This is a genomic window from Micromonospora sp. WMMD967, assembly GCF_029626165.1.
GTDB classification, from domain to species: Bacteria; Actinomycetota; Actinomycetes; order Mycobacteriales; family Micromonosporaceae; genus Micromonospora; species Micromonospora taraxaci.
This window is the reverse complement of the sequence record NZ_JARUBK010000001.1, coordinates 4,202,841-4,227,653: the sequence shown is the minus strand read 5'-3', so window position 1 is coordinate 4,227,653 and position 24,813 is coordinate 4,202,841. Positions and strand designations below refer to the sequence as shown.

The 24,813-nt window shown below is 74.0% G+C and carries 2 protein-coding genes and 1 pseudogene; all 3 read right to left on the bottom strand.

Translation table 11 applies throughout. From position 1 onward, the window contains the following. Positions 1-202: 202 nt before the first annotated feature. Positions 203-9,235: pseudogene (locus O7631_RS19255) on the bottom strand (type I polyketide synthase); the annotation flags it as partial. 29 nt (positions 9,236-9,264) lie between these two features. After that, positions 9,265-14,118 carry a type I polyketide synthase gene (locus O7631_RS19250; RefSeq protein WP_278145481.1) on the bottom strand — a complete coding sequence of 1,618 codons (4,854 nt, stop codon included), beginning with the start codon at positions 14,116-14,118 and terminating at the stop codon, positions 9,265-9,267. Beyond that, on the bottom strand, positions 14,118-24,779 hold the full coding sequence (locus tag O7631_RS19245) for a type I polyketide synthase (RefSeq protein WP_278145480.1): 10,662 nt from the start codon (positions 24,777-24,779) through the stop codon (positions 14,118-14,120). Before O7631_RS19245 ends, O7631_RS19250 begins: the two co-directional genes overlap by 1 nt. Positions 24,780-24,813 lie beyond the last annotated feature (34 nt).

The following is a 24,813-nucleotide window of genomic DNA, read 5'->3' as shown; positions in this document are numbered from 1 at the left end:
TCACGTCGAGCTCCGCCAGGTCCTCACCGTCGTCGTCGGTGGCCGGGGGCGCGTCCGGCGCCTCCGGCCCGGTCTGTGCCAGGCCGAGCAGGGTGTCCAGCAGGCCGGCCGCACGCAGCCGCTCCACCGGGATCCGGGACAGGACCTCACGGACCTGCTGCTCCTCCGGGTCCCCCGCCGCCTCCGGGCCGGCCAACTGGTCGAGGACGTGCTCGGCCAGGACCAGCGGTGACGGATAGTCGAAGATCAGGGTCGCCGGCAACGGCAGGCCGAGTTCGGCGGAGAGCGCGTTGCGCAGCTCCACACCGGTCAGCGAGTCGAAGCCCAGTTCCAGGAATCCGCGGTCGACGTCGACACCGCCGGGCGCGGTATGCCCCAGCACGGTGGCGGCGTTCTTGCGGATCAGGTCGAGCACGACCCGCTCCCGCTCGGCTGCCGGCAGCCCGGTCAGACTGCGGCGCAGGGCGTCGGCGTCGGCGTCGTTCTCGGCCCCCGGCGTACCGGCGGTGAGAGCGGCCCGCGCCTCGTCGATCTCGTCGAGCAGCCGGCCGGAGCGGACCGCCTGGAACGGCAGCGCGAACCGGGCCCAGTCGACGTCGGCGACGGCGAGCGCCACCTCGCGGTCGTCGATGGCGGCGGCCAGCGCGTCGATCGCCGACTCCGGGTTCATCACGGGCAGGCCGCGGCGGCGCAACTGCTCCTGGGCCGGGCCCTCGGCCATGCCACCGTCACCCCACGGCCCCCAGGCCACGGCGGTGCCGGCGAGGCCACGGCCACGCCTGGCCTCGGCGAGGGCGTCGAGGTACGCGTTGGCTGCCGCGTAGGCGCCCTGCCCGCCGCTGCCCCAGATCCCGGCGATCGAGGAGAAGAGCACGAACGCGTCGAGCTGTCGCTCCCCGAGCAGCGCGTCCAGGTGCACCGCGCCGGCGATCTTCGCGCGGACCACGGCGGCGAACTCGTCCAGGTCGGTGTCCCGCAGCGATCCGGGTGTGCCGATGCCTGCGGCGTGCACCACAGCGGTCAGCGGCAGGTCGGTGGGGACGCGGTCGAGCACGCCGGCCAGCGCGTCCCGGTCGGCGACGTCACAGGCCTCGACTGTCACCCGGGCGCCGAGCGCGGTCAGTTCGCCGGTCAGGTCGGCCACGCCGGGTGCGTCGGCGCCCCGGCGGCTGAGCAGGAGCAGGTGCTCGGCGCCCCGCTCGGCGAGCAGGCGCGCGACGCGTCCGCCCAGTGCTCCGGTGCCGCCGGTGACGAGGACCGTTCCGCGCGGCTGCCACTGCGGCCCCGGGGTCGTGCTGCGGGGATGGCGGACCAGCCGGCGGCCGAAGATCGCCGAGGCGCGGATCGCCACCTGGTCCTCACCGCCGCCGGCACCGGCGCCGGCCAGCACGGCGCAGAGCCGTGAGCCGGCACGGTCGTCGAGCTGCGGCGGCAGGTCGACCAGACCTGCCCACAGTCGCGGCTGCTCCAGGGCGGCGACCCGACCGAGACCCCAGACCTGCGCCTGGGCGGGCGCGGCGACCCGCTCCGAGCCGCCGATCGCGACGGCCCCACGGGTCACGCTCCACACCGGAGCGTTCGCCCCGAGCTGGTCGAGGGCCTGGACCAGTGTCACAGTGCCGGCGACACCAGTGGTCAGGATCGGGTGCGTGGGGTGCGGGGCCTCGTCGAGGGCGAGCAGTGACACGATGCCGTGCACCGGGCCGTACTCGTCAAGGGCCGCGCCGAGCCGCGCGGCGGTGCCGGCGCGGGTCAGGTCCGCCGGCGTCAGCGTGACGGTTCCGGTCGCCGCGCCGTGCTTGCGCAGCACGGCGGCGAGTTCGGCGGTGGGGTGGTCGGGGGTGCTGACCAGCAGCCAGGTGCCGGTCAGCGTGGGCGTCCCGGTGGAGGACAGGGGCCGCCAGCGGACGCCGTACCGCCACCCGTCGATCGTCGAGCTCCGCCGGGCCTGTCGACGCCAGACGGAGAGCGCCTGGACGACCGCCGGCAGGGTGGCGTCGGTCGGCAGGGCGAGTTCGGCGCCGATGCCCGCGAGGTCCGCGCGCTCGATGCGGTCCCACAGGTCCGCGTCGTCGGACGCGGCGGCCGGCAGGGCCCAGGAGATCGACCCGGGCCAGTAGTGCTGCCGCTGGAAGGCGTACGTGGGCAGCTCGACGCGTCGCGCCCCGGGGTGCACGGCCACCCAGTCCACCGCGATGCCGCGGACGTGGAGCTGGGCGAGCCCGGCGCGCAGGGCGGTCGGTTGGTCGCGGTCGGATCGTTGCAGCGGTACGAACACCGCGTCGGTGACACAGTCAGCGCCCATCGCGGAGAGCACCCCGTCCGGGCCGATCTCCACGAAGGTGGCGACACCCAGACCTTCCAGGGTGGTGATGCCGTCGGCGAACCGGACCGCCTCCCGCACGTGCCGCACCCAGTAGGCCGCGTCCGGTGTCTCGGCGACCTGCCCGGTCACGTTGGAGATGATCGGAATCCGCGGCGGCGCGTACGTCAACGTCTCGGCGACCGACGCGAACTCCGCCAGCATCGGCTCCATCAGCACCGAGTGAAAGGCGTGGCTGACCGTCAACCGCTTGGACTTCGCGAAGTGCGCGGCGACGGCTTCCACCGCGTCGGCGGCACCGGACAGCACCACCGAACGGGGGCCGTTGACGGCCGCGACGGAGACCCCGTCGACCAGCAGCGGCACCACCTCTGCCTCGGTGGCCCGCACCGCGACCATGACCCCGCCGGCGGGCAACGCCTGCATCAACCGGCCGCGTGCGGTGACCAGCTTCGCGGCGTCGGCCAGGGTCAGCACGCCAGCGACGTGGGCGGCGGCGATCTCGCCGATCGAGTGGCCCACCAGGTAGTCGGGGGTGGCGCCCACCAGGCGGTAGAGCGCGACCTCGACCGCGAACAACGCGGCCTGGGTGTAGACCGTCTGGTCCAGCTCGTCGCCGTCGGCGATCACCGACCGCAGCGGTCGGTCCAGATGCAGGTCCAACTCGGCGCAGGCCGCGTCGAACGCGTCGGCGAAGACCGGGTAGGTGGCGGCGAGTTCCAGGCCCATCCCCGGCCGCTGTGAACCCTGGCCGGAGAACACGAACGCCGTCCGCCCCCGCACCACGGACCCCCTGATCGAGGCCGGTGATCCGGCGGCGGTCGCCGCCAGCTCGGCGCGGCCGAACACCGCGGCCCGGTGCCGATGCGGGGTACGGGTGGTGGCGAGGGAGAACCCGACGTCGTAGGGGTCCAGCCCCGGGTGCTCGTCCAGGTGGCCGAGCAGCCGCTCGGCCTGGTCCCGCAGCCCTTCCTCGGTACGCGAGCCGAGCAGCCAGACGCACGGCCGTTGCGGGTTCGTGGCGGGGTCCGGGGCTGGCGGGATCGGGTCGCCCTCCAACACGACGTGGGCGTTCGTCCCGCTGATGCCGAACGACGACACGGCGGCCCGGCGTGGTCCGGTGACCTCCCACGGCAGGGACCTGTCGAGCAGCGCGACAGCGCCGGACTCCCAGTCCACCTCGGCGCTCGGCTGGTCCACGTGCAATGTCCGGGGCAGCACCCCGTACCGCATCGCCTGGATCACCTTGATCACCCCGGCGACACCGGCGGCGGCCTGGGTGTGGCCGATGTTCGACTTGATCGAGCCCAGCCGCAGCGGGCGGTCCGCGGGTCGGTGCTGTCCGTAGGTGGCGAGCAACGCCTGGGCCTCGATCGGGTCACCGAGTCGGGTGCCGGTGCCGTGCGCCTCGACGAGGTCCACGTCGGAGGGTCGCAGGCCGGCGTCGGTGAGGGCAGCCCGGATGACCCGCTGCTGGGCGGGCCCGTTGGGGGCGGTCAGCCCGTTCGACGCGCCGTCCTGGTTGATCGCGCTGCCGCGTACCGTGGCGAGGATCTGGTGGCCGGCGGCCAGCGCCGCGGATCGGCGCTCGAGCAGCAGCATGCCCGCGCCCTCGCCCCAGCCGGTGCCGTCGGCGTCGTCGGCGAACGCCTTGCAGCGACCGTCGGCGGCGAGCCCGCGTTGGCGGCTGAACTCGACGAACCGGCCCGGGGTGGCCATCACCGTGACACCGCCGGCCAGCGCCTGCCGGCACTCGCCCCGGCGCAGCGACTGGGCGGCGAGGTGCAGCGCGACGAGCGACGACGAGCAGGCGGTGTCGATGGTGACGGCCGGGCCCTCCAGGCCGAGGGCGTAGGAGATCCGTCCGGAGGCGACGCTGCCGGCGTTGCCGGTCATGGTGTGCCCCTCGACGCCCTCGGTGGAGCCGTAGAGCAGCGCGCCGTAGTCCTGGCCGTTGGAGCCGACGAAGACGCCGACCTGCTCGCCACGGGCGGTCGACGGGTCGATGCCGGCGTGCTCGAACGCCTCCCAGGCCGTCTCCAGCAGGAGCCGCTGCTGCGGGTCCATGGCCAGTGCCTCGCGCGGCGAGATGCCGAAGAACTCCGGGTCGAACGCGGCGGCGCCGTAGAGGAAGCCGCCCTCGCGGACGTAGCTGGTGCCGGAGTTGTCCGGGTCGGCGTCGTAGACGCTGTCGACGTCCCAGCCACGGTCGGCGGGGAACGTGGAGATGGCGTCCACCTCGTCACGCACGAGCTGCCACAACTGGTCGGGGTTGTCGGCGCCGCCGGGGAAGCGGCACGACATGCCGACCACGACAATCGGGTCGTCCTGGTCGGCAGCGCCGACGGAAAGGCCTTGGTCGGCAGCGCCGACGGAGAAGCGCTGGTCGGCGGCGGGCTCGGTGTCACTGTCGGCGCCGAGCAGGTCGCTGAGGTGGCCGCCGAGGGCGAACGCGCTCGGGTGGTCGAAGATCAGGGTGGCGGGTAGCCGCAGGCCGGTGGCGGCGGCGAGCGCATTGCGCAGTTCGACAGCGGTGAGCGAGTCGAAGCCGAGGTCACGGAAGGCACGTTCCGGTTCCACGCCGTCCGCGTCGGGGTGGCCGAGGACCGCGGCGGCGTGCCCGCGGACCAGGTCGACGAGCGCGGTGGCACGTTCCCGGGCGGTCATCGACCGCAGCCGCCGGGTCAGGTCGCCGGACGGGTCGGCGGCGGTGGTCGCGGCGGCTTCCGGGATGGAGGCGAGGGTCGGGTTGGGGCGTACCGCTGTGAAGCCGGGCGCGAACCGCTCCCAGTCGACGTCGGTCAGCGCCAGGACCGGCTCACCGCCGCCGATGGCCTGGGCGAGACCGGTGAGGGCCAGCTCCGGGTCCATCGCGCCCAGGCCGCCTCGGCTGAGCCGCTCCCGACGCACGGCCTCCTCGGCGAGGCCGCCGTCGCCCCAGCGGCCCCAGGCGATCGAGGTCGCCGGTAGGCCGCCGGCGGCCCGCTGCTCGGCGAGGGCGTCGAGGTACGCGTTGGCGGCGGCGTACGCGCCCTGTCCCGCGTTGCCGAGGGTGCCGGCGAAGGACGAGAACAGCACGAACGCGGTCAGCTCCCGGTCCCGGGTGAGGTGGTGCAGGTGGTGGGCGGCGACGGCCTTCGGGGCCAGGACCCGGTCGATCCGGTCCCGGTCGAGGCTGCCGAGGGTGCCGTCGTCCAGGACGGCGGCCGTGTGGAAGACGGAGGTCAGGTCGTCCAGGCCGTCGATCACTGTGCGCAGGGCGTCCCGGTCGGTGATGTCGCAGGCGGTGATCGTCACTCGTACGCCGGTCTGCTCCAGTTCGGCGCGCAGGTCGTCGGCGCCGGGGGCGTCCGGGCCACGGCGGCTGACGAGCACCAGATGCTCGACACCGTTGCGGGCCAGCCAGCGGGCCGTGTGCGCGCCGATCGCGCCGGTGCCTCCGGTGACCAGCGCGGTGCCCGACGGCGACCAGCGGGGTGCGCCGCTCTGCGGGGCGCGGGTCAGCCGGCGGGTGTAGAGGCCCGAGGCGCGGACGGCGAACTGGTCCTCGTCGTCGCCGGCGGTGAGGGCCGCGACGAGCCGGGCGGCCGAGCGGGGGTCGGGCTGGGCGGGCAGGTCGACAAGGCCACCCCAGCGGTACGGCTCCTCGAGGGCGACGACCCGGCCGAAGCCCCAGAGCGCCGCTGGTGTGGGTGCCGGGGCGGCGTCGGAGCGACCGACCCGGACACCGGACCGGGTGGCGAGCCAGAGTGGAGCGGTGACGCCCGCGTCCGCGAGGCCGTGCAGGACCGTGGACGTGTCGTGCACCGCGTCGGCGGCGGTCGACTCGGCAAGGGGCAGCGCGAGCAGGGACAGCACTCCGTCGACAGGCGTTCCGGCGACGGCGGTGGCGACCGCGTCGGCGACGGCGGTCCGTTCGATCGGGCCTTGGTCGATGGTCACCGGTACGGTCCGGGCACCGGCCTGCCGGAGTGCGTCCTCGACGGCGTCCGACCACTGTTCGCCGGTGGGGCGCAGGACCAGCCAGGTGCCGGTGTGGGTGCTCTCGGCCGGTGTGGTCCGGCTCTGCCAGGTGATCCGGTACCGCCAGTCGTCGAGGATGTGGTGCTGGCGTGTGCGGCGACGCCAGGCGGTCAGTGCGGGCAGCAGCTCGGTGCCGTCGCCGGTGATGCCCAGCGGGGTGAGGTCGCCGTTCTCGACGGCCCGCCAGAACTCGCTGTCCACCGGGTCGGCCAGGTTCGTCGCACCGCCGGGGGTGGGCCAGTAGCGCTGGTGCTGGAAGGGGTAGGTGGGCAGGTCCACGACCTGGGTGGCCGGGATGACTGTGGTCCAGTCGACCGGTGCGCCCTGCACCCACGCCTCAGCCAGCGACCGCACGAACCGCTCCGGGCCGCCTTCGCCACGGCGCAGCGTGCCGACGGTGGTGGCCTCGATCGCCCCGGTCAACACCGGGTGCGCGCTGACCTCCACGAAGATCCGATGCCCGGCCGCCTGCGCTGCCTGCACCGCCAGGTCCAGACGCACCGGCTGACGCAGGTTGCGATACCAGTAGGCGGCGTTCATCTCCCCGCCGCCCTCCACCGTGGAGAACACCGGCACCGCGCCCGGCTGCGGTTGCACCCCGTCCAGCAGACGAGCCAACTCCGCCTCCACCGGCTCGACCAGAGCACAATGCGACGCGTAATCCACCTTCACCCGCTTGGCCCGCACCCCGGCCGCCTCGGCGGCGGCCAGGAACCCGTCCAGATCCGCACCGGCCACCACGACACTCGTCGGACCGTTGACGACCGCGACGCTGACCCCCTCGGTCAGCAACGGGGTGACCACGTCCAGGCCGGCGTTGACCGACACCATCGCACCACTGCCGGACAGAGCCAGCAGAGCCTTACTGCGCAACGCGACGACCTTCGCGGCGTCACTCAACGACAGCACCCCGGCGACACAGGCCGCCGCGATCTCACCCTGGGAATGACCGATGACCGCGTCGGGGACCACGCCCTTGGCCTTCCACACCTCGGCCAACGCGACGTGCACCGCCCAGAGGACCGGCTGCACCACATCCACCCGCTCCAACGGATCATCGGAGCGCAGCACGTCCAGGAGATTCCAGTCCACGAACGGCGCAAGGGCCGCCGCGCACTCCGCGATCCGGGCCGCGAACACCGGCTCGGCATCCAGCAGACCCACCGCCATCCCCACCCACTGCGAACCCTGACCCGGGAACACGAACACCACACCCGCGTCCGGGTGGGCCGAGCCGGACACCAGCGCACCCGACGGCAGGCCGTCCCGGAGGGCGGACAGGCCGGCGCCGTGATCCGGGCCGAGCACGACCGCCCGGTGGCTCAGCACCGATCGGGTGGACAGCAGCGAGTACGCGACCGCCCCCGGATCCGCCGTCACCCGCGACAGCCGCTCGGCCTGCCCGCGCAGCGCCTCCGGCGCCGCCGCCGACAACAGCCACGGCACGTTCGGTTCCGTCACGACCGGCACGTCGACAGGCGCGACCGGCTCGTCGGCGGGCGCGACCGGCGCCTCCTCGATGATCACGTGCGCGTTGGTGCCGGACACCCCGAACGACGACACTCCCGCCCGACGCGGGTGCTCCCCCGCCGGCCACGGCCGGGCGTCGGTGAGCAGCTCCACCGCACCGGCCGACCAGTCCACCTGCGGTGTCGGCTCGTCCACATGCAGCGTGCGCGGCAACGTCTCATGACGCAGCGCCTCGACCACCTTGATGATCCCGGCGACACCCGCGGCGGCCTGGGTGTGCCCGATGTTCGACTTCACCGACCCCAACCACAGCGGCTGACCGGTGGGCCGATCCTGGCCATAGGTCGCCAGGACCGCCTGCGCCTCGATCGGGTCGCCCAGTGTGGTGCCGGTGCCGTGCGCCTCGACCGCGTCGACGTCCGCCGCCGACAGTCGGGCGTCGACCAGCGCGGCCTGGATCACCCGCTGCTGCGACGGCCCGTTCGGGGCGGTCAACCCGTTCGACGCGCCGTCCTGGTTGACCGCGCTGCCGCGTACCACGGCGAGCACCCGGTGACCGTTGCGGACCGCGTCGGAGAGCCGCTCCACCAGGAGCACCCCGGCGCCCTCGGCGAAGCCGGTGCCGTCGGCGGCACCCGCGAACGCCTTGCACCGGCCGTCCGCCGCCAGGCCACGCTGGCGGGAGAAGCCCACGAACAGCGACGGGGTGGCCATCACCGTGACACCACCGGCCAGCGCCAGCGAGCACTCACCGGCCCGCAGCGCCTGCGCCGCCAGGTGCAGGGCCACCAACGACGACGAGCACGCGGTGTCGACGGTGACCGCCGGGCCCTCCAGACCCAGCGAGTACGACACCCGCCCGGAGATGACAGCGCCCGCGTTACCGGTGGCCAGGTAACCCTCCAGCCCTTCGGACGCGCCCATCAGGATGGCCGAGTAGTCCGAGCCGTTGGTGCCCGCGAACACGCCGGTCCGCGACCCGGACAGCGACGCCGGGTCGATGCCGGCCCGCTCGATCGCCTCCCAGGACACCTCCAGCAGGAGGCGCTGCGCCGGATCCATGGCGAGGGCCTCGCGAGGGCTGATCCCGAAGAAGCCGGCGTCGAAGTCGCCCGCCCCGCTCAGGAACCCGCCCTCGGCGGCGTACGACGTCCCGGGGTTGTCCGGGTCGGGGTCGAACAGCGCCTCGGTGTCCCAGCCCCGGTCGGACGGGAACGGCGTGATGCCGTCCCCTTCCCCGGCGACCAGGTTCCACAGCGACTCCGGGGAGTCCACGCCACCGGGGAACCGGCAGCCCACGCCGATGATCGCGATCGGCTCGTCGGCGCGTACCTCCAGGTGCCGGATACGCTCCTGGGCGGTTTCCAGGTCGGCGGTGACCCGCTTGAGGAAGTAGCGCAACCGCTCTTCGTTGGCCATCGGTAGGTCTCCCCTTGTGAGCGTGCGGGTCAGGCGATGCCGAACTTCTTGCCGAGGAGGTCGAACATCTCCTCGTCGGTGGCGTCGGCCAGGGCTTCGCCCGCGGTCTCCACCGGCTCGGCGCGCCCGTGCTTCCAGTCCGCGACGAGCGCCTGCATGCGGGTCATCAGCCGGACGTACGTGACGTCGTCCGGTTCGAGGCTGTCCAGGGCCGCCTCCAAGCGGTCCAGGTCGTCCAGCGCGGAGGTGTCCCCCGTCCCGCCGCACAGGCTGTCCAGGAAGGCGGCGAGCGTGGTCGGGTTCGGATAGTCGAAGACGAGCGTGACGGGCAGCCGCAGCCCGGTGGCGGCACCCAGGCGGTTGCGCAGTTCCACGGCGGTCACCGAGTCGAAGCCAAGCTCCTGGAAGGTCTTCTTCGGTGGCACCTCGTCGGCGGAGGCGTACCCGAGCACCGTGGCCACCTGCGCCCGTACCGTGTCGAGCAGTGCCTTGGCCCGCTCGGCCGGCGGCAGGCCCGCGAGGCGCGCGGCGGCGCTCTCGCCGGCTCCGTCGCCGTCGCGGGCGATCGCCGCGAGCACCTGCTGCGCCTCCGGGATCGCGCTGACCAGGGGGCTGGGCCGGGTCGCGGTGACCGCGACGAAGAACCGCTCCCACCTGATGTCGGCGACGGTGAGGAACGGTTCGTCGTGCTCCACCGCCTGCCGCAGGGTGGTGATCGCCAGCTCGGGTGCCATCTCGGCGACGCCGTGGCGGGTCAGCAGCTCACCGAACTCGCCGTCGGCCATGCCGCCGCCACCCCAGGCGCCCCAGGCGATGGCGGTGCCCGGCAGTCCGAGCGAGCGGCGGTGCTGCACCAGGGCGTCCAGGTAGGCGTTCGCGGGGGCGTAGTTGCCGACGCCGGAGCTGGCCACCGTGCCGGCGAACGAGGAGAACGTGATGAACGCGTCCAGGTCCAGGTCCCGGGTCAGCTCGTGCAGGTGGCGGGCGGAGTCCACCTTGGCGCGCAGGACGCCGTCGACGCGGTGGGTCTCCAGGGCGTCGATCACGCAGTCGTCGAGGACGGCGGCGCTGTGCACCACAGCGGTCAGCGGCGTCTCGGCGGGGATCGCGTCGATCAGCGCGGCCAGGGCGTTGCGGTCGGCGGCGTCGCAGGCGGCCACCGTGACCGTCGCGCCGAGCGCGGTGAGGTCGTCGCGCAACGCGTCGGCGCCCGGTGCGTCCGGGCCGCGTCGGCTGACCAGCAGAAGGTGCTCGGCGCCGTGCGCGGCCAGCCACCGGGCCAACTGGGAGCCGAGACCGCCGGTGCCGCCCAGGACGAGAGTGGTGCCGCGCGGCTGCCAGCGGCGAGCCGGGCTGCGGTCGCCGACCGGTGCGCGCATCAGCCGCCGGCCGAGGAGGCCGGGCGCGCGGATCGCGGCCTGGTCCTCGCCCGTCGCGCCGGAGAGCAGGGCGCAGAGCAGGTTGGCGCCGCGCTCGTCGAGCGTCGCCGGTAGGTCCACCAGCCCGCCCCAGCGTTCCGGGTGTTCCAGGGCGGCCACCCGGCCGAAGCCCCAGAGCAGCGCCTGGGCCGGGTTGGCCAGGGGGTCGCCCGGTCCGGTGCCGATCGCGCCCCGCGACGCGCACCACAGTGGCGCGCCGATACCGAGGTCGCCGAGGGCCTGCACCAGGACGACGGTGGCGGCGAAACCGCGCGGGGTGGAGCGGTACCGGGCCAGGACCCGCTCGTCCAGGGCGAGCAGGGACAGCACACCGTCCGGACGGTCACAGCCGGCCGCGTCGAGGGCCAGGGTGAGCTGGGCGGCCAACGCGGTGCGGTGGACGTCGAACGGGTCGATCTCCACCGGCACCACCCGCGCGCCGCCGTCACGCAGCGCCGAGCTGACCTCGGCCGGCAGCGGCGAGTCGATCCCGGCCGGTACGGCGACCAGCCAGGTGCCGGTGAGACGGGCCGGTTGGTCGGGGACGCGTACCCACTCGTCGCGGTAGCGCCAGCTGTCCAGTTTCGAGCCGGTCTGCCGTTGCTGCCGCCACGACGACAGGGCCGGGAGCAGGTCTCCCACCGCCGCCGGGTCGACGCCGATGGTCGCGGCGAGCACGTCCGCGTCCTGCCGCTCGACGGCGTTCCAGAAGACCGCGTCGTCGGTGCTCGCGGCCACGACGGCGGGAGCCGGGGGCCGCTGACCGCCCAGCCAGTACGGCCGGCCCTGGAACGCGAAGGTCGGCAACGGCACGGTGCGCCCCTGCGGGTGGACCGTCGCGAAGTCGACAGCGGCACCGTGCACGTACGCGGAGGCCAGCGAGTGGGTGAACCGCCGGAGCCCGCCGTCGCCGCGCCGCAGCGTGCCCAGGACCACGGCGTCGCCGCCGGCGTCCTCAGCGAGGCCGGTGAGACCGGCGATCAGCACCGGGTGCGGGCTGATCTCGATGATCAGGGCGTGACCGGCGTCCAGGGCGGTGTGCACGGCCAGGTCGAGGCGGACCGGGTTGCGCAGGTTGTCGTACCAGTAGGCGGCGTTCATCGCAGTGCCGTCGATCGGTGTGCCGGTGACCGTGGAGATGATCGGCACGGTGCCGGTGGTCGGCGTGATCCCGTCCAGGAGCCGGGCCAGCTCGGCCTCGATCGGTTCCACCTGGGCGCAGTGCGAGGCGTAGTCCACCTGGACCTGCCGGGCGCGGACACCGGCCGCCTGGGCGGCGGTCAGGAAGGCCGCGACGTCGGCGCCCGCCACGACCACACTGGACGGACCGTTCACGGCCGCGACGGCGATCCCGTCGGTGAGCAGCGGTTCGACGCTGGCGAGCGGGGCGTTCACCGACACCATGCCGCCGGTGCCGGACAGGGCGAGCAGGGCGCGGCTGCGCAGGGCGACCACCTTGGCGGCGTCGGTCAGCGACAGCGCGCCGGCCACACAGGCGGCGGCGATCTCGCCCTGTGAGTGGCCGACGACCGCGCCGGGTCGTACGCCACGGGAGATCCAGGTTTCGGCGAGCGAGACCATCACCGCCCAGAGCGCGGGCTGCACCACGTCGACGCGGTCCAGGGCGGTCGGGTCGGTGGAGCGCAGCACGTCCAGCAGCGACCAGTCGACGTACGGGTCGAGGGCGGCGGCGCACTCGGCGATCCGGGCGGCGAAGACCGGCTCCTGGTCGAGCATCTCGGTCGCCATGCCGAGCCACTGGGAGCCCTGGCCGGGGAAGACGAAGAGCGGCCTGCCGGCGAGCTGCCGGTCGGCGCGGGGTGCGCTGCCGTCGGGGAACTCGGCGAGGCTGGTCAGCATCTCGTCCCGGTTGGCGCCGACGACCACGGCACGGTGGTCGAAGGTGGCCCGGGTCCTCCACAGGGAGTGGCCGACGTCCGACGGCGTCAGCGCGGGGTGCCGGGTCAGGTGGTCGTGCAGACGGCGGGCCTGCGCGACGAGGCCGGCCTCGGTGCGGGCCGAGATCGGCCAGGCGGCGACCGGGCCGTCGGTCGGGTCGGTGGTGTCGACGGGCGCCTCGGTGGGCGGCTGCTCCAGGATGATGTGCCCGTTGGTGCCGGAGACGCCGAAGGACGACACCCCGGCCCGGCGCGGGTGCCCGGTCTCCGGCCACGGGATCGTCTCGGTGAGGACCTGCGCGGCACCGGTCGACCAGTCCACGTGTGAGGTGGGCGCGTCGACGTTGAGTGTCTTCGGCAGGATCCCGTGCTGGATGGAGAGGACCGCCTTGATCAGCCCGGCGATGCCGGCCGCCGACTGGGTGTGCCCGATGTTCGACTTGACCGAGGTGATCCAGAGGGGGTTCTCCGCCGGTCGGCCCCGGCCGTACGTCTCCAGCAGCGCCTGCGCCTCGATGGGGTCGCCGAGGGTGGTGCCGGTGCCGTGCGACTCGACGGTGTCGACCTGGTCCGGGGTGAGTCGGGCGTTGGCGAGCGCGGCCCTGATGACCCGCTCCTGGGCCGGCCCGTTGGGGGCGGTGAGGCCGTTGGAGGCGCCGTCCTGGTTGGTCGCGCTGCCCCGCACGATCGCAAGGATCGGGTGGCCGTTGCGCTGCGCGTCGGAGAGCCGCTCGGCCATGATGATGCCGACGCCCTCTCCCCAGGCGGTGCCGTCGGCGGCTTCGGCGAAGGGCTTGCACCGCCCGTCCGCGGCCAGCCCTTTCTGCCTGCTGAACAGGATGAACGCGCCCGGCGCCGCCATGATCGTGACGCCGCCGACCAGGGCCAGGTCGCACTCGCGCGACCGCAGTGACTGGACGGCCCAGTGCATCGCGACGAGCGACGACGAGCAGGCCGTGTCGACGGTGACGGCCGGGCCGCCGAAGCCCAGGCTGTACGCGATCCGGCCGGACGCGACGCTGGTGGTGGTGCCGGTGCCGAGGTACATGTCGACGCCCTCGGGGGCCTCGTGCAGTGCGGTGCCGTAGTTCTGCTGGGTGATGCCGACGAACACGCCGGTCTGGCTTCCGCGCAGGGTCTGCGGGTTGACGCCGGCCCGTTCGATCGCCTCCCAGGACGCCTCCAGCAGCAGCCGTTGCTGCGGGTCCATGGCGAGCGCCTCGTGCGGGCTGATCCCGAAGAACGCGGCGTCGAAGTCCGCGGCGTCGTCCAGGAACGAGCCCTCCCGCACGTAGCTCTGGCCGGGTGCGTCAGCGTCCGGGCTGTAGAGCGACTCCAGGTCCCAGCCCCGGTCCGCGGGCAGGGGGCCGAGCGCGTCGCGCTCGCCGACGAGCATTTGCCAGAGGTCCTCCGGCCCGCGTACGCCGCCGGGGAACCGACAGCTCATCGAGACGATCGCGATCGGCTCCCGGTCCCGGTTCTCGGCCTCGTGCAACTGCTGTTTGGTCTCCTGAAGGGTGGTGGTGACCTTCTTGAGGAAATGGCGAAGCTTCTCGTCGTCTGCCATCACGACACTCCGAACTCTCGGGTGATGAACTCGAACATCTCGTCGTCGGTGGCCGACTCGAGGTCCTGCGTCACGTCCGCGGCGCCGGTGGGCTCCAGCCCGGCCAGCAGGTCACGCAGGCGGCTGGTCACCTGCTCGCGTACCGATCCGTCGCCGGGCAACGTGGCCACGGCGGCTTCGATCCGACTCAGCTCGGCCAGCAGCGGCTCGGCCGCCCCGGCCTCGTCCGGCACCACCTGCGCCCGCAGGTACGCGGCGAGCGAGTGGGCGTTCGGGTAGTCGAAGACGAGGGTGGCGCGCAGCCGCAGGCCGGTCGCGACGTTGAGCCGGTTGCGCAGCTCGACGGCGGTCAGGGAGTCGAAACCGAGTTCCTTGAACGGCAGGGTCGGGTCCACGTCGTCGGGGCCGGGGTAGCCGAGGACGGCCGCGACGTTGGCGCGTACCACCTGGAGGACCAGGGCGTCGGCGTCCTCGTCGGCGAGACCGGCGAGCCGCTGGGCGAGGCCCACGACCGACGGGCCGCCGGCCGGTTCGGTGACGGGCCGGGCGGCGCCTCGGACCAGACCGCGCAGCAGCGCCGGCACGGTCTCCACCGGCTGGTGGCGCAGCCCGGCCAGGTCCAGGTCCGCCGGGACCAGCAGCGGTTCGTCGAGTACGCCGGCCGTGTCGAACAGGGCGAGCGCGCGGGCGGTGGGCAGTCGGCGGACGCCGCCGCGTGCCACCCGCCGCAGGTCGGCGCCGTCCAGGTGCCCGGTCATGCCGCTGGCCTGCTCCCACAGGCCCCAGGCCAGCGACTCGGCGGGCAGGCCGAGCGCCCTCCGGTGCCGGGCCAACTCGTCGAGGAAGGCGTTGGCCGCCGCGTAGTTGCCCTGGCCCGCGCCGCCGAGGACACCGGCCGCGGAGGAGAACAGCACGAACCGGGCGACCTTGCGGTCGGTGGTCAGCAGGTGCAGGTTCCACGCGGCGTCGGTCTTCGGTGCCAGCACGGCGTCGATGCGGTCCGGGGTCAGCGCGGTGACGACGCCGTCGTCCAGTGCGCCGGCCGCGTGCACCACGGTCAGTGGTTGGTCGGCGGGTATCCGGTCGAGGACCGCCGCGAGGGCGTCCCGGTCGGTGGCGTCGCAGGCCTCCACGACGACCTGGGCGCCGAGCTCGGTCAGGTCGGTGACCAGGGTGTCCACCCCGTCGGCGGCGCGTCCGCGACGTCCGGTCAGCACCAGCCGCCGGGCCCCGTGCTCGGTGACCAGGTGTCGGGCGAGCAACCCGCCGAGGGTGCCGGTGCCACCGGTGATCAGAACGGTGCCGTCCGGGTCGCCGCCGGCGGTGTCGGCGCGCGGTTCCGGGGCGACCGGGACCGGTGCCAGGCGCGGGGCGAGCGGCCGACCGGCACGGACGACCACCTGCGGCTCACCGGAGGCGACCGCCGGGACGGCCACGGTCAGCGAGGTGGGATCGTCGTCGAGGTCGAGGAGGACGAAGCGGTAGGGGTTCTCCGCCTGCGCGGTGCGGATCAGGCCCCACGCGGCGGCTGCGGCGAGGTCACCGGCCGGGTCGCCGGTGTTCGACGCGACCGCACCCCGGGTGACGACGACCAGTCGCGACGCCCCGAACGCGGGCTCCGCGAGCCAGCGCTGCACCAGGTCGAGCGCGACTGTGGTGCTGCGTCGCGCGCCGGTGCCGGGCTCGGCCGCCGCCTGCGGATCCGCCTCCAACGTCACGAAGACCATCTCGGGTACGACCGGGGCGTCCGCCAGCGCGGCCAGGTCCGGGTATCCGGTGCCGGCGACGCGGGTCAGCTGGTACGGGTCGACGCCGACGACAGCGGTGCTCGGCGCAGTGCCGGGCAGCACCGGGGTCCAGTCCAGCCGGTACAGCGACTCGTGGTCGCCGCCGCGGGCGCTGGCCAGCCGGTCCGCCGACACCGGCCGCATGATCAGCGAGTCGATCTCGGCGACCGGGGCGCCGGTGCTGTCGGCGACGGTGAACGAGACGCCGACGGCGCCGGCCGGCTTGAGTCGGATCCGGAAGCTGGAGGAGCCGGTGGTGTGCAGGGAGATGCCGCTCCACACGAACGGGAGGCGGCTGCGCTCGGCCGGTTCGCCGTCGCCCATCCGGGTCAGGAAGGTGTTCAGCGACATGGCCTGCAGGCCGGCGTCGAGCAGGGCCGGGTGCATGCCGTACGCACCCGCGGCGGCCCGGCCCGACTCGGGCAGGGACAGCTCGGCGTAGACGTCGTCCTCGGTGACCCAGGCGGCGCGCAGGCCCTGGAACATCGGCCCGTAGTCGAACGCGGTCCGACTGACGGCCTCGTAGAACTCGGAAAGGTCGACCGGCCGGGCCCCGGGTGGCGGCCAGGTGGTGAGGTCGGCCGGCCCGGTCGGGTCGGCGGCGGTGCTGATCGCGCCGGTGGCGTGGTGGATCCAGCCGGTGGCGTCCAACGGGTCGCCGGTTTCGCCCTCGTCGGAGCGGGAGCGGACGTTGATGGCGCGGCGGCCGTTGCCGTCCGGAGGGCCCACCCAGAGCTGTAGTTGGCGGGTGCCGCGTTCGGGGACGATCAGCGGGGTGAGCAGTGTCAGTTCTTCCAGCCGCCGGCATCCGGTCTGACCCGCTACGTGCAGGGCGAGTTCGACGAAGGCGGTGCCGGGCATGACGTTGGCGCCCATCACCTTGTGTTCGCCGAGCCAGGGGTGGGCCTCGACGGAGAGCAGGCCGGTGAAGAGGACGGCGTCGGAGTCGAGCAGGGGGATGGCGGCGCCGAGCATCGGGTGGCTCGCCGGGTTGAGGCCGGCGGTGGCGATGTCGGCGCTGATCGGGAGGTTGACCTCGTCGACCCAGAACCGTTGGTGTTGGAAGGGGTAGGTGGGCAGGTCGACGGTCCGGGTGGCGGGGATGACTGTGGTCCAGTCGACGGGTGCGCCCTGCACCCACGCCTCGGCCAGGGCCCGCACGATCTGACCGGTGCCGCCCTCACCCCGGCGCAGCGTCCCGACGGCCGGGGCGTCCACGCTGTCGGCGATCGCCCCGGTCAACACCGGATGGGCGCTGACCTCGACGAATATCCGGTGCCCCGCCGTGTACGCGGCCTGCACCGCCAGGTCCAGGCGTACCGGTTGACGCAGGTTGCGGTACCAGTAGGCGGCGTCCATGACACCGCCGTCCTCGACTGTGGAGAACACCGGGACCGTGCCCTGCTGCGGTCGCACCCCGTCGAGCAGCTTTGCCAGCTCGGCCTCGACCGGTTCGACCAGAGCGCAGTGCGACGCGTAGTCAACCTTGACCCGCTTGGCCCGCACCCCGGCTGCCTCGGCAGCGGCCAGGAACGCATCCAGATCCGCACCGGCCACCACGACACTCGTCGGACCGTTGACGACCGCGACACTGGCACCCTCGGTCAACAATGGGGTGACCACGTCCAGACCGGCGCTGACCGACACCATGCCGCCGGTGCCAGACAGGGCCAGCAGCGCCTTGCTGCGCAACGCGACGACCTTCGCCGCGTCGCTGAGCGACAACACCCCGGCCACACACGCCGCCGCGATCTCACCCTGCGAATGACCGATCACCGCATCAGGGACCACACCCTTGGAGCGCCACACCTCGGCCAGGGACACGTGCACCGCCCAGAGGACCGGCTGCACCACATCCACCCGCTCCAACGGGCCATCGGAACGCAGCACGTCCAGGAGGTTCCAGTCCACGAACGGGGCAAGGGCCGCCGCGCACTCCGCGATCCGCGCCGCGAACACCGGCTCGGACTCCAGCAACTCGGCGGCCATGCCGACCCACTGGGAACCCTGACCGGGGAAGACGAAGACCACACCTGACGAACGGGCCGCACCGGAGACGACAGTGCTCGACGGCAAGCCGTCGGCCAACGCGGCAAGACCGGGCCGGTGGTCCGGGCCGAGCACCACGGCCCGTTGGACGAACTCGGATCGGCTCAGCAGCGAGTGGGCGACCTCGGCCGGCTCCGACTCCAGGCCGGCAAGTCGGCGGGCCTGGTCGGCGACGGCCGTGGCGGTACGCCCGGACAGCACCCACGGCACGTCCGGCGACACCACTGTCGACTCGTCGACCGGCGTGGCCGGCGCCTCCTCGATGATCACGTGGGCGTTGGTGCCGGAGACCCCGAAGGACGAGACGCCGGCCCGCCGTGGCCGCCCGTACGTCTCCCACGGCCGCGCGTCGGTGAGCAGCTCGACCGCACCGGCCGACCAGTCCACCTCGGGTGTGGGCTCGTCCACGTGCAGGGTCCGAGGCATGGTCTCGTTGCGGATCGCCGCGACCATCTTGATGATCCCGGCGACACCGGCGGCGGCCTGCGCGTGGCCGATGTTCGACTTGATCGACCCGAGCCGCAGCGGTCGGTCCGCCGACCGACCCTGACCGTAGGTGGCGAGCAGCGCCTGCGCCTCGATCGGGTCGCCGAGCACCGTGCCGGTGCCGTGCGCCTCGACCACGTCGACGTCGGCGCTGCTCAGGCCCGCGTTGGCCAGGGCGGCGCGGATGACGCGTTGCTGCGACGGGCCGTTCGGGGCGGTCAGGCCGTTGGAGGCGCCGTCCTGGTTGATGGCGCTGCCGCGGACCACGGCCAGGACGTGGTGCCCGTTGCGCCGCGCGTCGGAGAGTCGCTCCACCACCAGGACGCCGGCGCCCTCGGCCCAGCCGATCCCGTCGGCGGACCCGGCGAACGACTTGCAGCGCCCGTCCGGGGCCAGTCCGCGCTGCTGGCTGAACGCGACGAACGCGGCCGGGGTCGCCATCACCATCACGCCACCGACCAGCGCGAGGGAGCACTCCCCCTGCCGCAGCGCCTGGGCCGCGAGGTGCAGGGCGACGAGCGACGACGAGCAGGCGGTGTCCACCGACAGCGACGGCCCTTCCAGGCCGAGCGCGTACGACACCCGCCCGGAGATCACGCTCGCTGTGGTGCTGGTCAGGCCGAAGCCCCCGACGCTGGACGGGTCACGGCCAAGGACGCCGCCGTAGTCCTGGCCGCTGGTGCCGGCGAACACACCGGTCCGGCTGCCGCGCAGCGACACCGGGTCGATGCCGGCCCGCTCGATCGCCTCCCAGGAGACCTCGAGGAGCACCCGCTGCTGCGGGTCCATCGCGACCGCCTCGCGGGGGCTGATCCCGAAGAACGCGGCGTCGAAGTCGGTGGCGCCGTCGAGGAAGCCGCCCTCACGCACGTAGAAGCCGCCCGGTCGGTCGGCCTCCGGGTCGTAGAGGCCGGCGATGTCCCAGCCCCGGTCCTCCGGGACGCCGGTGATGCCGTCGGTGCCGAGGTCGACCAGCTGCCACAGGTCCTCCGGCGTCCGCACACCGCCGGGGTAGCGGCAGGCCATCCCGACGATGGCGACCGGTTCGTCGGCGGCGATCGGCGCGGCCTCGGTGCTCGCCGCCGTCGGTGCCTCGATGCCGCCGAGCTGTTCGTGCAGGTATCCGGCGAGAGCCTGCGGGGTCGGGTAGTCGAAGATGAGGGTGGCCGGCAGGCGCAGCCCGGTCGCGCCGCCCAACTGGTTGCGGATCTCCACGGCGGTGAGCGAGTCGACGCCGAGTTCGGAGAGGGGCTGGTGCGGCGGGACGGCCGCCGGACCGGAGTGGCCCAGGACGGCGGCGGCCTGTCCGCGTACGAGATCGAGCAGTGCCCGCTCCCGGTCCGCCTCGGCGAGGGCGGCGAGGTGGGTGAGGAACGCGTTGCCGGCGCGGGTCCTGGCACCCGGCTTGCCACCCGGCACCCGGACCAGCCCGCGCAGCAGCGCCGGTACGCCGCCCTGGGCGCTCTGCGCCCGCAGGGTGGCGAAGTCCAGCCGGGCCGGCGCGACCACCGGCACCGACGCGGCGATCGCCCGGTCGAAGAGCGCGAGCGCGTCGGCGGACGGCATGGAGACGATGCCGCCGCGCGCGATGCGGGAGAAGTGGGTGTCGTCGAGGTGCTCCGACATGCCGCTACGGGCGTCCCAGAGGCCCCAGACGAGGGACACGCCGGGCAGCCCGGCCGCCCGTCGGTGCTGGGCGAGCGCGTCCAGGTAGGCGTTCGCCGCCGCGTAGTTGCCCTGGCCGCCACCGCCGAGGGTCGCGGCGAGGGAGGAGAACAGGACGAACGCGCCGAGGTTCGCATCCCGGGTCAGGTCGTGCAGGTGGTGGGCGGCGTCGACCTTGGGTCGCAGCACCGCGCCGACGCGGCCCGGGGTGAGCGCGCTGACCACGCCGTCGTCGGAGACCCCGGCGGCGTGCACCACGGCGGTCAGCGGGTGCTCGGCGGGCACCGAGGCGAGCAACGCGGCGACCGCGGCGCGGTCGGCGGTGTCGCACGCGGCCATCGTCACCGCGGCGCCCAGTGTGGTCAGTTCGGCGCAGAGTTCGGCGCTGCCCTCGGCGGCGCTGCCCCGGCGGCTGGTGAGCAACAGGTGCCGCACGCCGTGCCGGGTGACCAGGTGCCGGGCCAGCAGGCCGCCCAGGGTGCCGGTGGCGCCGGTGATCAGGACGGTGCCGTCCGGGTCGAGCGGGGGGTTCGGCTCCCGGGGCGGGGCGAGCCGGGCCAGCCGGGGCACCCGTACCGTGCCGCGCCGGACGGCGACCTGCGGTTCGCCGGAGGTGACCGCCTCGATCAGCCGGCCCGCGCTTGCCGGGTGCCCGTCCAGGTCGGCCAGGACGAACCGCTCCGGGTTCTCCGACTGGGCCGAGCGGATCAGACCCCAGACCGGGGCGGCGGACAGGTCGGCCACGTCCTCGTCCGGGCCGGCGGCGATCGCCTGACGGGTGACCACCACCAGCCGCGCCCCGTCGAACGCGCCGTCGTCCAGCCAGTGCTGCGCGGTGACCAGCGCGGCGATGGTGGTGGCGTGGGTGGACCGGGGATCGGTGTCCGCCCCGGAGCAGCCGGCCAGGACCAGGTCCGGACGGTCCGCGCCACCGGCCAGGGCGACCCCGAGCGCCGCGAGGTCCGGGTAGCGGTCGGCGGCGACGTCGGCGAGTTCGGGAAGGTCGTCGCCGAGGATCGCGATCCGGCCGGGATCGCCGGCGGTGGTCGTGACGGCCGGCCAGTCGACGTGGAAGAGCGTGTCGTCGGGGGTGGCGAGTTGGTCGGCGGAGATGGGACGCAGCGTGAGCATCCGCACCTCGGCGACCGGCGCGCCGGTGGTGTCCGCGACGGCGACGCTCACGTCGGCGTTCTCCGCGATCCGCACGCGGACCCGCAGATCGGTGGCGCCGGCCGCGTGCAGCGCGACGTCGTTCCAGGCGAACGGCAGCCGGTTGCCCTGCTCGGTGGTCCGGGCCGGCAGCAGGCCGGTGGCGTGCATGGCCGCGTCGAGCAGCGCCGGGTGCAGACCGAAGTCGGCCGGGTCGGTGCCGCTGCCGTCCGGGATACGCACCTCGGCGTACGCGTACTCGCCGGCCACCCAGGCGCGCTGGAGTGCCTGGAACGCGGGCCCGTAGGTGAATCCCTGCGCGGCGAGCCGGTCGTAGAAGCCGGTGAGGTCGGCGGGGCGGGCGTCGGCCGGTGGCCAGGTGGTGAAGTCCCGCCAGTCCGTGGTGGACGCCTCGGCGGCCTGGACCACGCCGACGGCGTGGCAGGTCCACGGCTTGTCCGGGTCGGCGGAGTCGACAGCTCGGGAGTGGATGGTGACGGCGCGGGAGCCGTCGTCCTCGGCCGGGCCGACCGACACCTGCAGTTCGGTGTCGCCGCGCTCGGGCAGCACCAGTGGCGCCTGGAGGGTGAGTTCGCGCAGGTGGCCGGTGCCGACCTGCTCGCCGGCGCGCAGTGCGAGCTCCACGAAGCCGGTGCCGGGCACCAGCACGGTGCCCTGCACGGCGTGGTCGGCGAGCCAGGAGTGCTGCTCCAGGCTGAGCCGGCCGGTGTAGAGGAAGCCTGCCCCGTCGGCGAGCGCGACGGCCGCGCCGAGCAGCGGGTGCCCCGCCGGGCGGACGCCCACGTTGGTCAGGTCGCCGGTCCACCGGCGGGAGGTGTCCGGCCAGTACCGCTCGTGCTGGAAGGCGTAGGTGGGCAGGTGGACCGGCCGTCCGGCGGGGAGCACGGCACGCCAGTCCGGGGACACCCCCTGCACGTGCAGGCGGCCGAGCGCCGCGAGCAGCGCCGCCGGCTCGGGGCGGTCCTTGCGCAACGCGGCGACGACCACCTGACCACCGGTCAGGCATTCGTCGGCCAGGGCGGTCAGGACACCGCCGGGGCCGATCTCCACCAGTGTGGTGACGCCGGCGTCGACCAGGGCGGCGATGCCGTCGGCGAAGCGGACCGCGTCGCGGACGTGGCGCACCCAGTAGGCGGCGTCCAGTCGCTCGTCGAGCCGGCCGGTGACGTTGGAGACGATCGGGATCTGTGGCTCGTGATAGGTGACGCTCTCCGCGACCCGGCGGAAGTCGTCGAGCATCGGCTCCATCAACGCCGAGTGGAAGGCGTGGCTGACGGTGAGCCGCTTGGCCCTGCCGACGGTCGCGGCGACCGCCTCGACGGCCTGCTGTTCGCCGGAGAGCACTACCGAGCGCGGGCCGTTGACCGCCGCGATCGAGACGCCGTCGGTCAGCAGGGGCAGCACCTCGGCCTCGGTGGCCCGCACCGCGACCATCACCCCGCCGGCGGGCAACGCCTGCATCAGGGTGCCGCGCGCGGCGACCAGTGTCGCCGCGTCCGCGAGGGACAGCACACCAGCGACGTGCGCGGCGGCCAGCTCGCCGATCGAGTGGCCGATCAGGTGGTCGGGGACGATGCCCCAGGACTCGACCAGCCGGTACAACGCCACCTCGACGGCGAACAGACCGGCCTGGGTGTACGCGGTCTGGTCCAGCAGGCCGTCCGGGTTCTCCGCGATCACCCGGCGCAGCGGCTGCTCCAGGTGCGGCTGGAGCGCGTCGCAGACCTCGTCGAACGCGGCCGCGAAGACGGGGTACGTGGCGGCGAGGTCGCTGCCCATGCCGGTGCGTTGGGAACCCTGACCGGAGAAGAGGAACGCGGTACGCGCGGGCTGCCGCTGGCCGGTGAGCACTCCGGCGTCGAGGCGCCCCTCCGCCAGCGCCGCGAGCCGGTGCACCAGGTCGGCGCGGTCACCGGGCAGGATCACGGCCCGGTGGTCGAACGTGCTGCGGTCGGACGTCAGGGCGTACGCCACGTCGCGCAGGTCGACCCGGTCGTCGCCGGCCACCCGGGCGAGCAGTTTCGCCGCCTGCGCCCGCAACGCCCGCTCGGTACGCCCGGACAGCAGCCACGGTCCGTCCGGTGCGGTGCTGGCCGCCGGTGCGGTGTCGTCGGCGACCTCCGGGGCCTGTTCGAGGACCACGTGCACGTTCGTGCCGCTGACCCCGAACGAGGAGACCGCCGACCGGCGCGGCTCGTCGGTCCGTGGCCACGGCTGCCGGCTGGTGAGCAGTTCGACGGCGCCCTCGGACCAGTCGACCTGCGGGGTCGGCTCGTCGACGTGCAGCGTCTGCGGCAGGACGCCGGCGCGCATCGCGAGGACCATCTTGATGATCCCGGCGACGCCCGCGGCGGCCTGGGTGTGGCCGAGATTGGACTTGATCGAGCCGAGCCACAGGGGGCGCTGCCTGTCGCGGTCCTGCCCGTACGTGGCGATGAGCGCCTGCGCCTCGATCGGGTCGCCGAGGCCGGTGCCGGTGCCGTGCGCCTCGACCGTGTCGATCTGGTTCGGGGTGAGGCCGGCGTTGGCCAGCGCCCGTTGGATGACGCGCTGCTGCGCCGGGCCGTTCGGGGCGCTGAGCCCGTTGGACGCGCCGTCCTGGTTGACCGCCGAGCCGCGGATCACGGCGAGGATCGGGTGACCGTTGCGCTGCGCGTCGCTGAGCCGTTCCAGGACCAGCACACCGGCGCCCTCCGCCCAGCCGGTGCCGTCGGCCGCGGCGGCGAACGCCTTGCACCGCCCGTCGCCGGACAGACCGCCCTGCCGGGAGAATTCGAGGAACGCGCCAGGGGTGGCCATCACCGTGGCGCCGCCGGCCAGCGCGAGCCCGCATTCCTGCTGGCGCAGGGCCTGGGCGGCGAGGTGCAACGCCACCAGCGACGAGGAGCACGCGGTGTCGACGGTGACCGCCGGGCCCTCCAGCCCCAGACAGTAGGAGATCCGGCCGGAGACGACGGCCGCCGCGTTGCCGGTGAGCAGATGCCCCTCCAGCCCAACGGATGCGCCCAGCAGCAGCGTGCCGTAGTCCTGACCGGCGGTGCCGGCGAAGACACCGGTCTGGCTGCCCTTGAGCGTGACCGGGTCGATCCCGGCCTGCTCCAGGGCCTCCCAGGTGACCTCCAGCAGCATCCGCTGCTGCGGGTCCATCGCGGTGGCCTCGCGTGGCGAGATGCCGAAGAAGGCGGCGTCGAAGTCGGCCGCGTCGTAGACGAAGCCGGCCTGGCGGGCGTCGGAGGTGCCCGCCGCGCCGGTGCCGTCGCCGAACAGGGCGTCCAGGTCCCAACCCCGGTCGTCCGGGAACTCGGCCATCGCGTCGCGGCCGTCGAGCAGCAGTTGCCACAGGTCCTCGGGGGTACGGACGTCGCCGGGGAAGCGGCAGCCCATGCCGATGATGGCGATCGGCTCCTGCTCGCCCGCCTCGACCTCGCGCAGCCGTTGCCGCGTCTGGTGCAGGTCGGCGGTGACCCGCTTCAGGTAGTCGAGGAGCTTGTCTTCAGTCAGCATCGCTTGCCAACCCCTCCGGATGCGCGCAGCGCTC

What these genes read in the sequence shown, in the direction of transcription:
- O7631_RS19250 (WP_278145481.1), bottom strand. Translation starts at nt 14,118, where the DNA reads ATGGCAGACGACGAGAAGCTTCGCCATTTCCTCAAGAAGGTCACCACC.
- O7631_RS19245 (WP_278145480.1), bottom strand. Translation starts at nt 24,779, where the DNA reads ATGCTGACTGAAGACAAGCTCCTCGACTACCTGAAGCGGGTCACCGCC.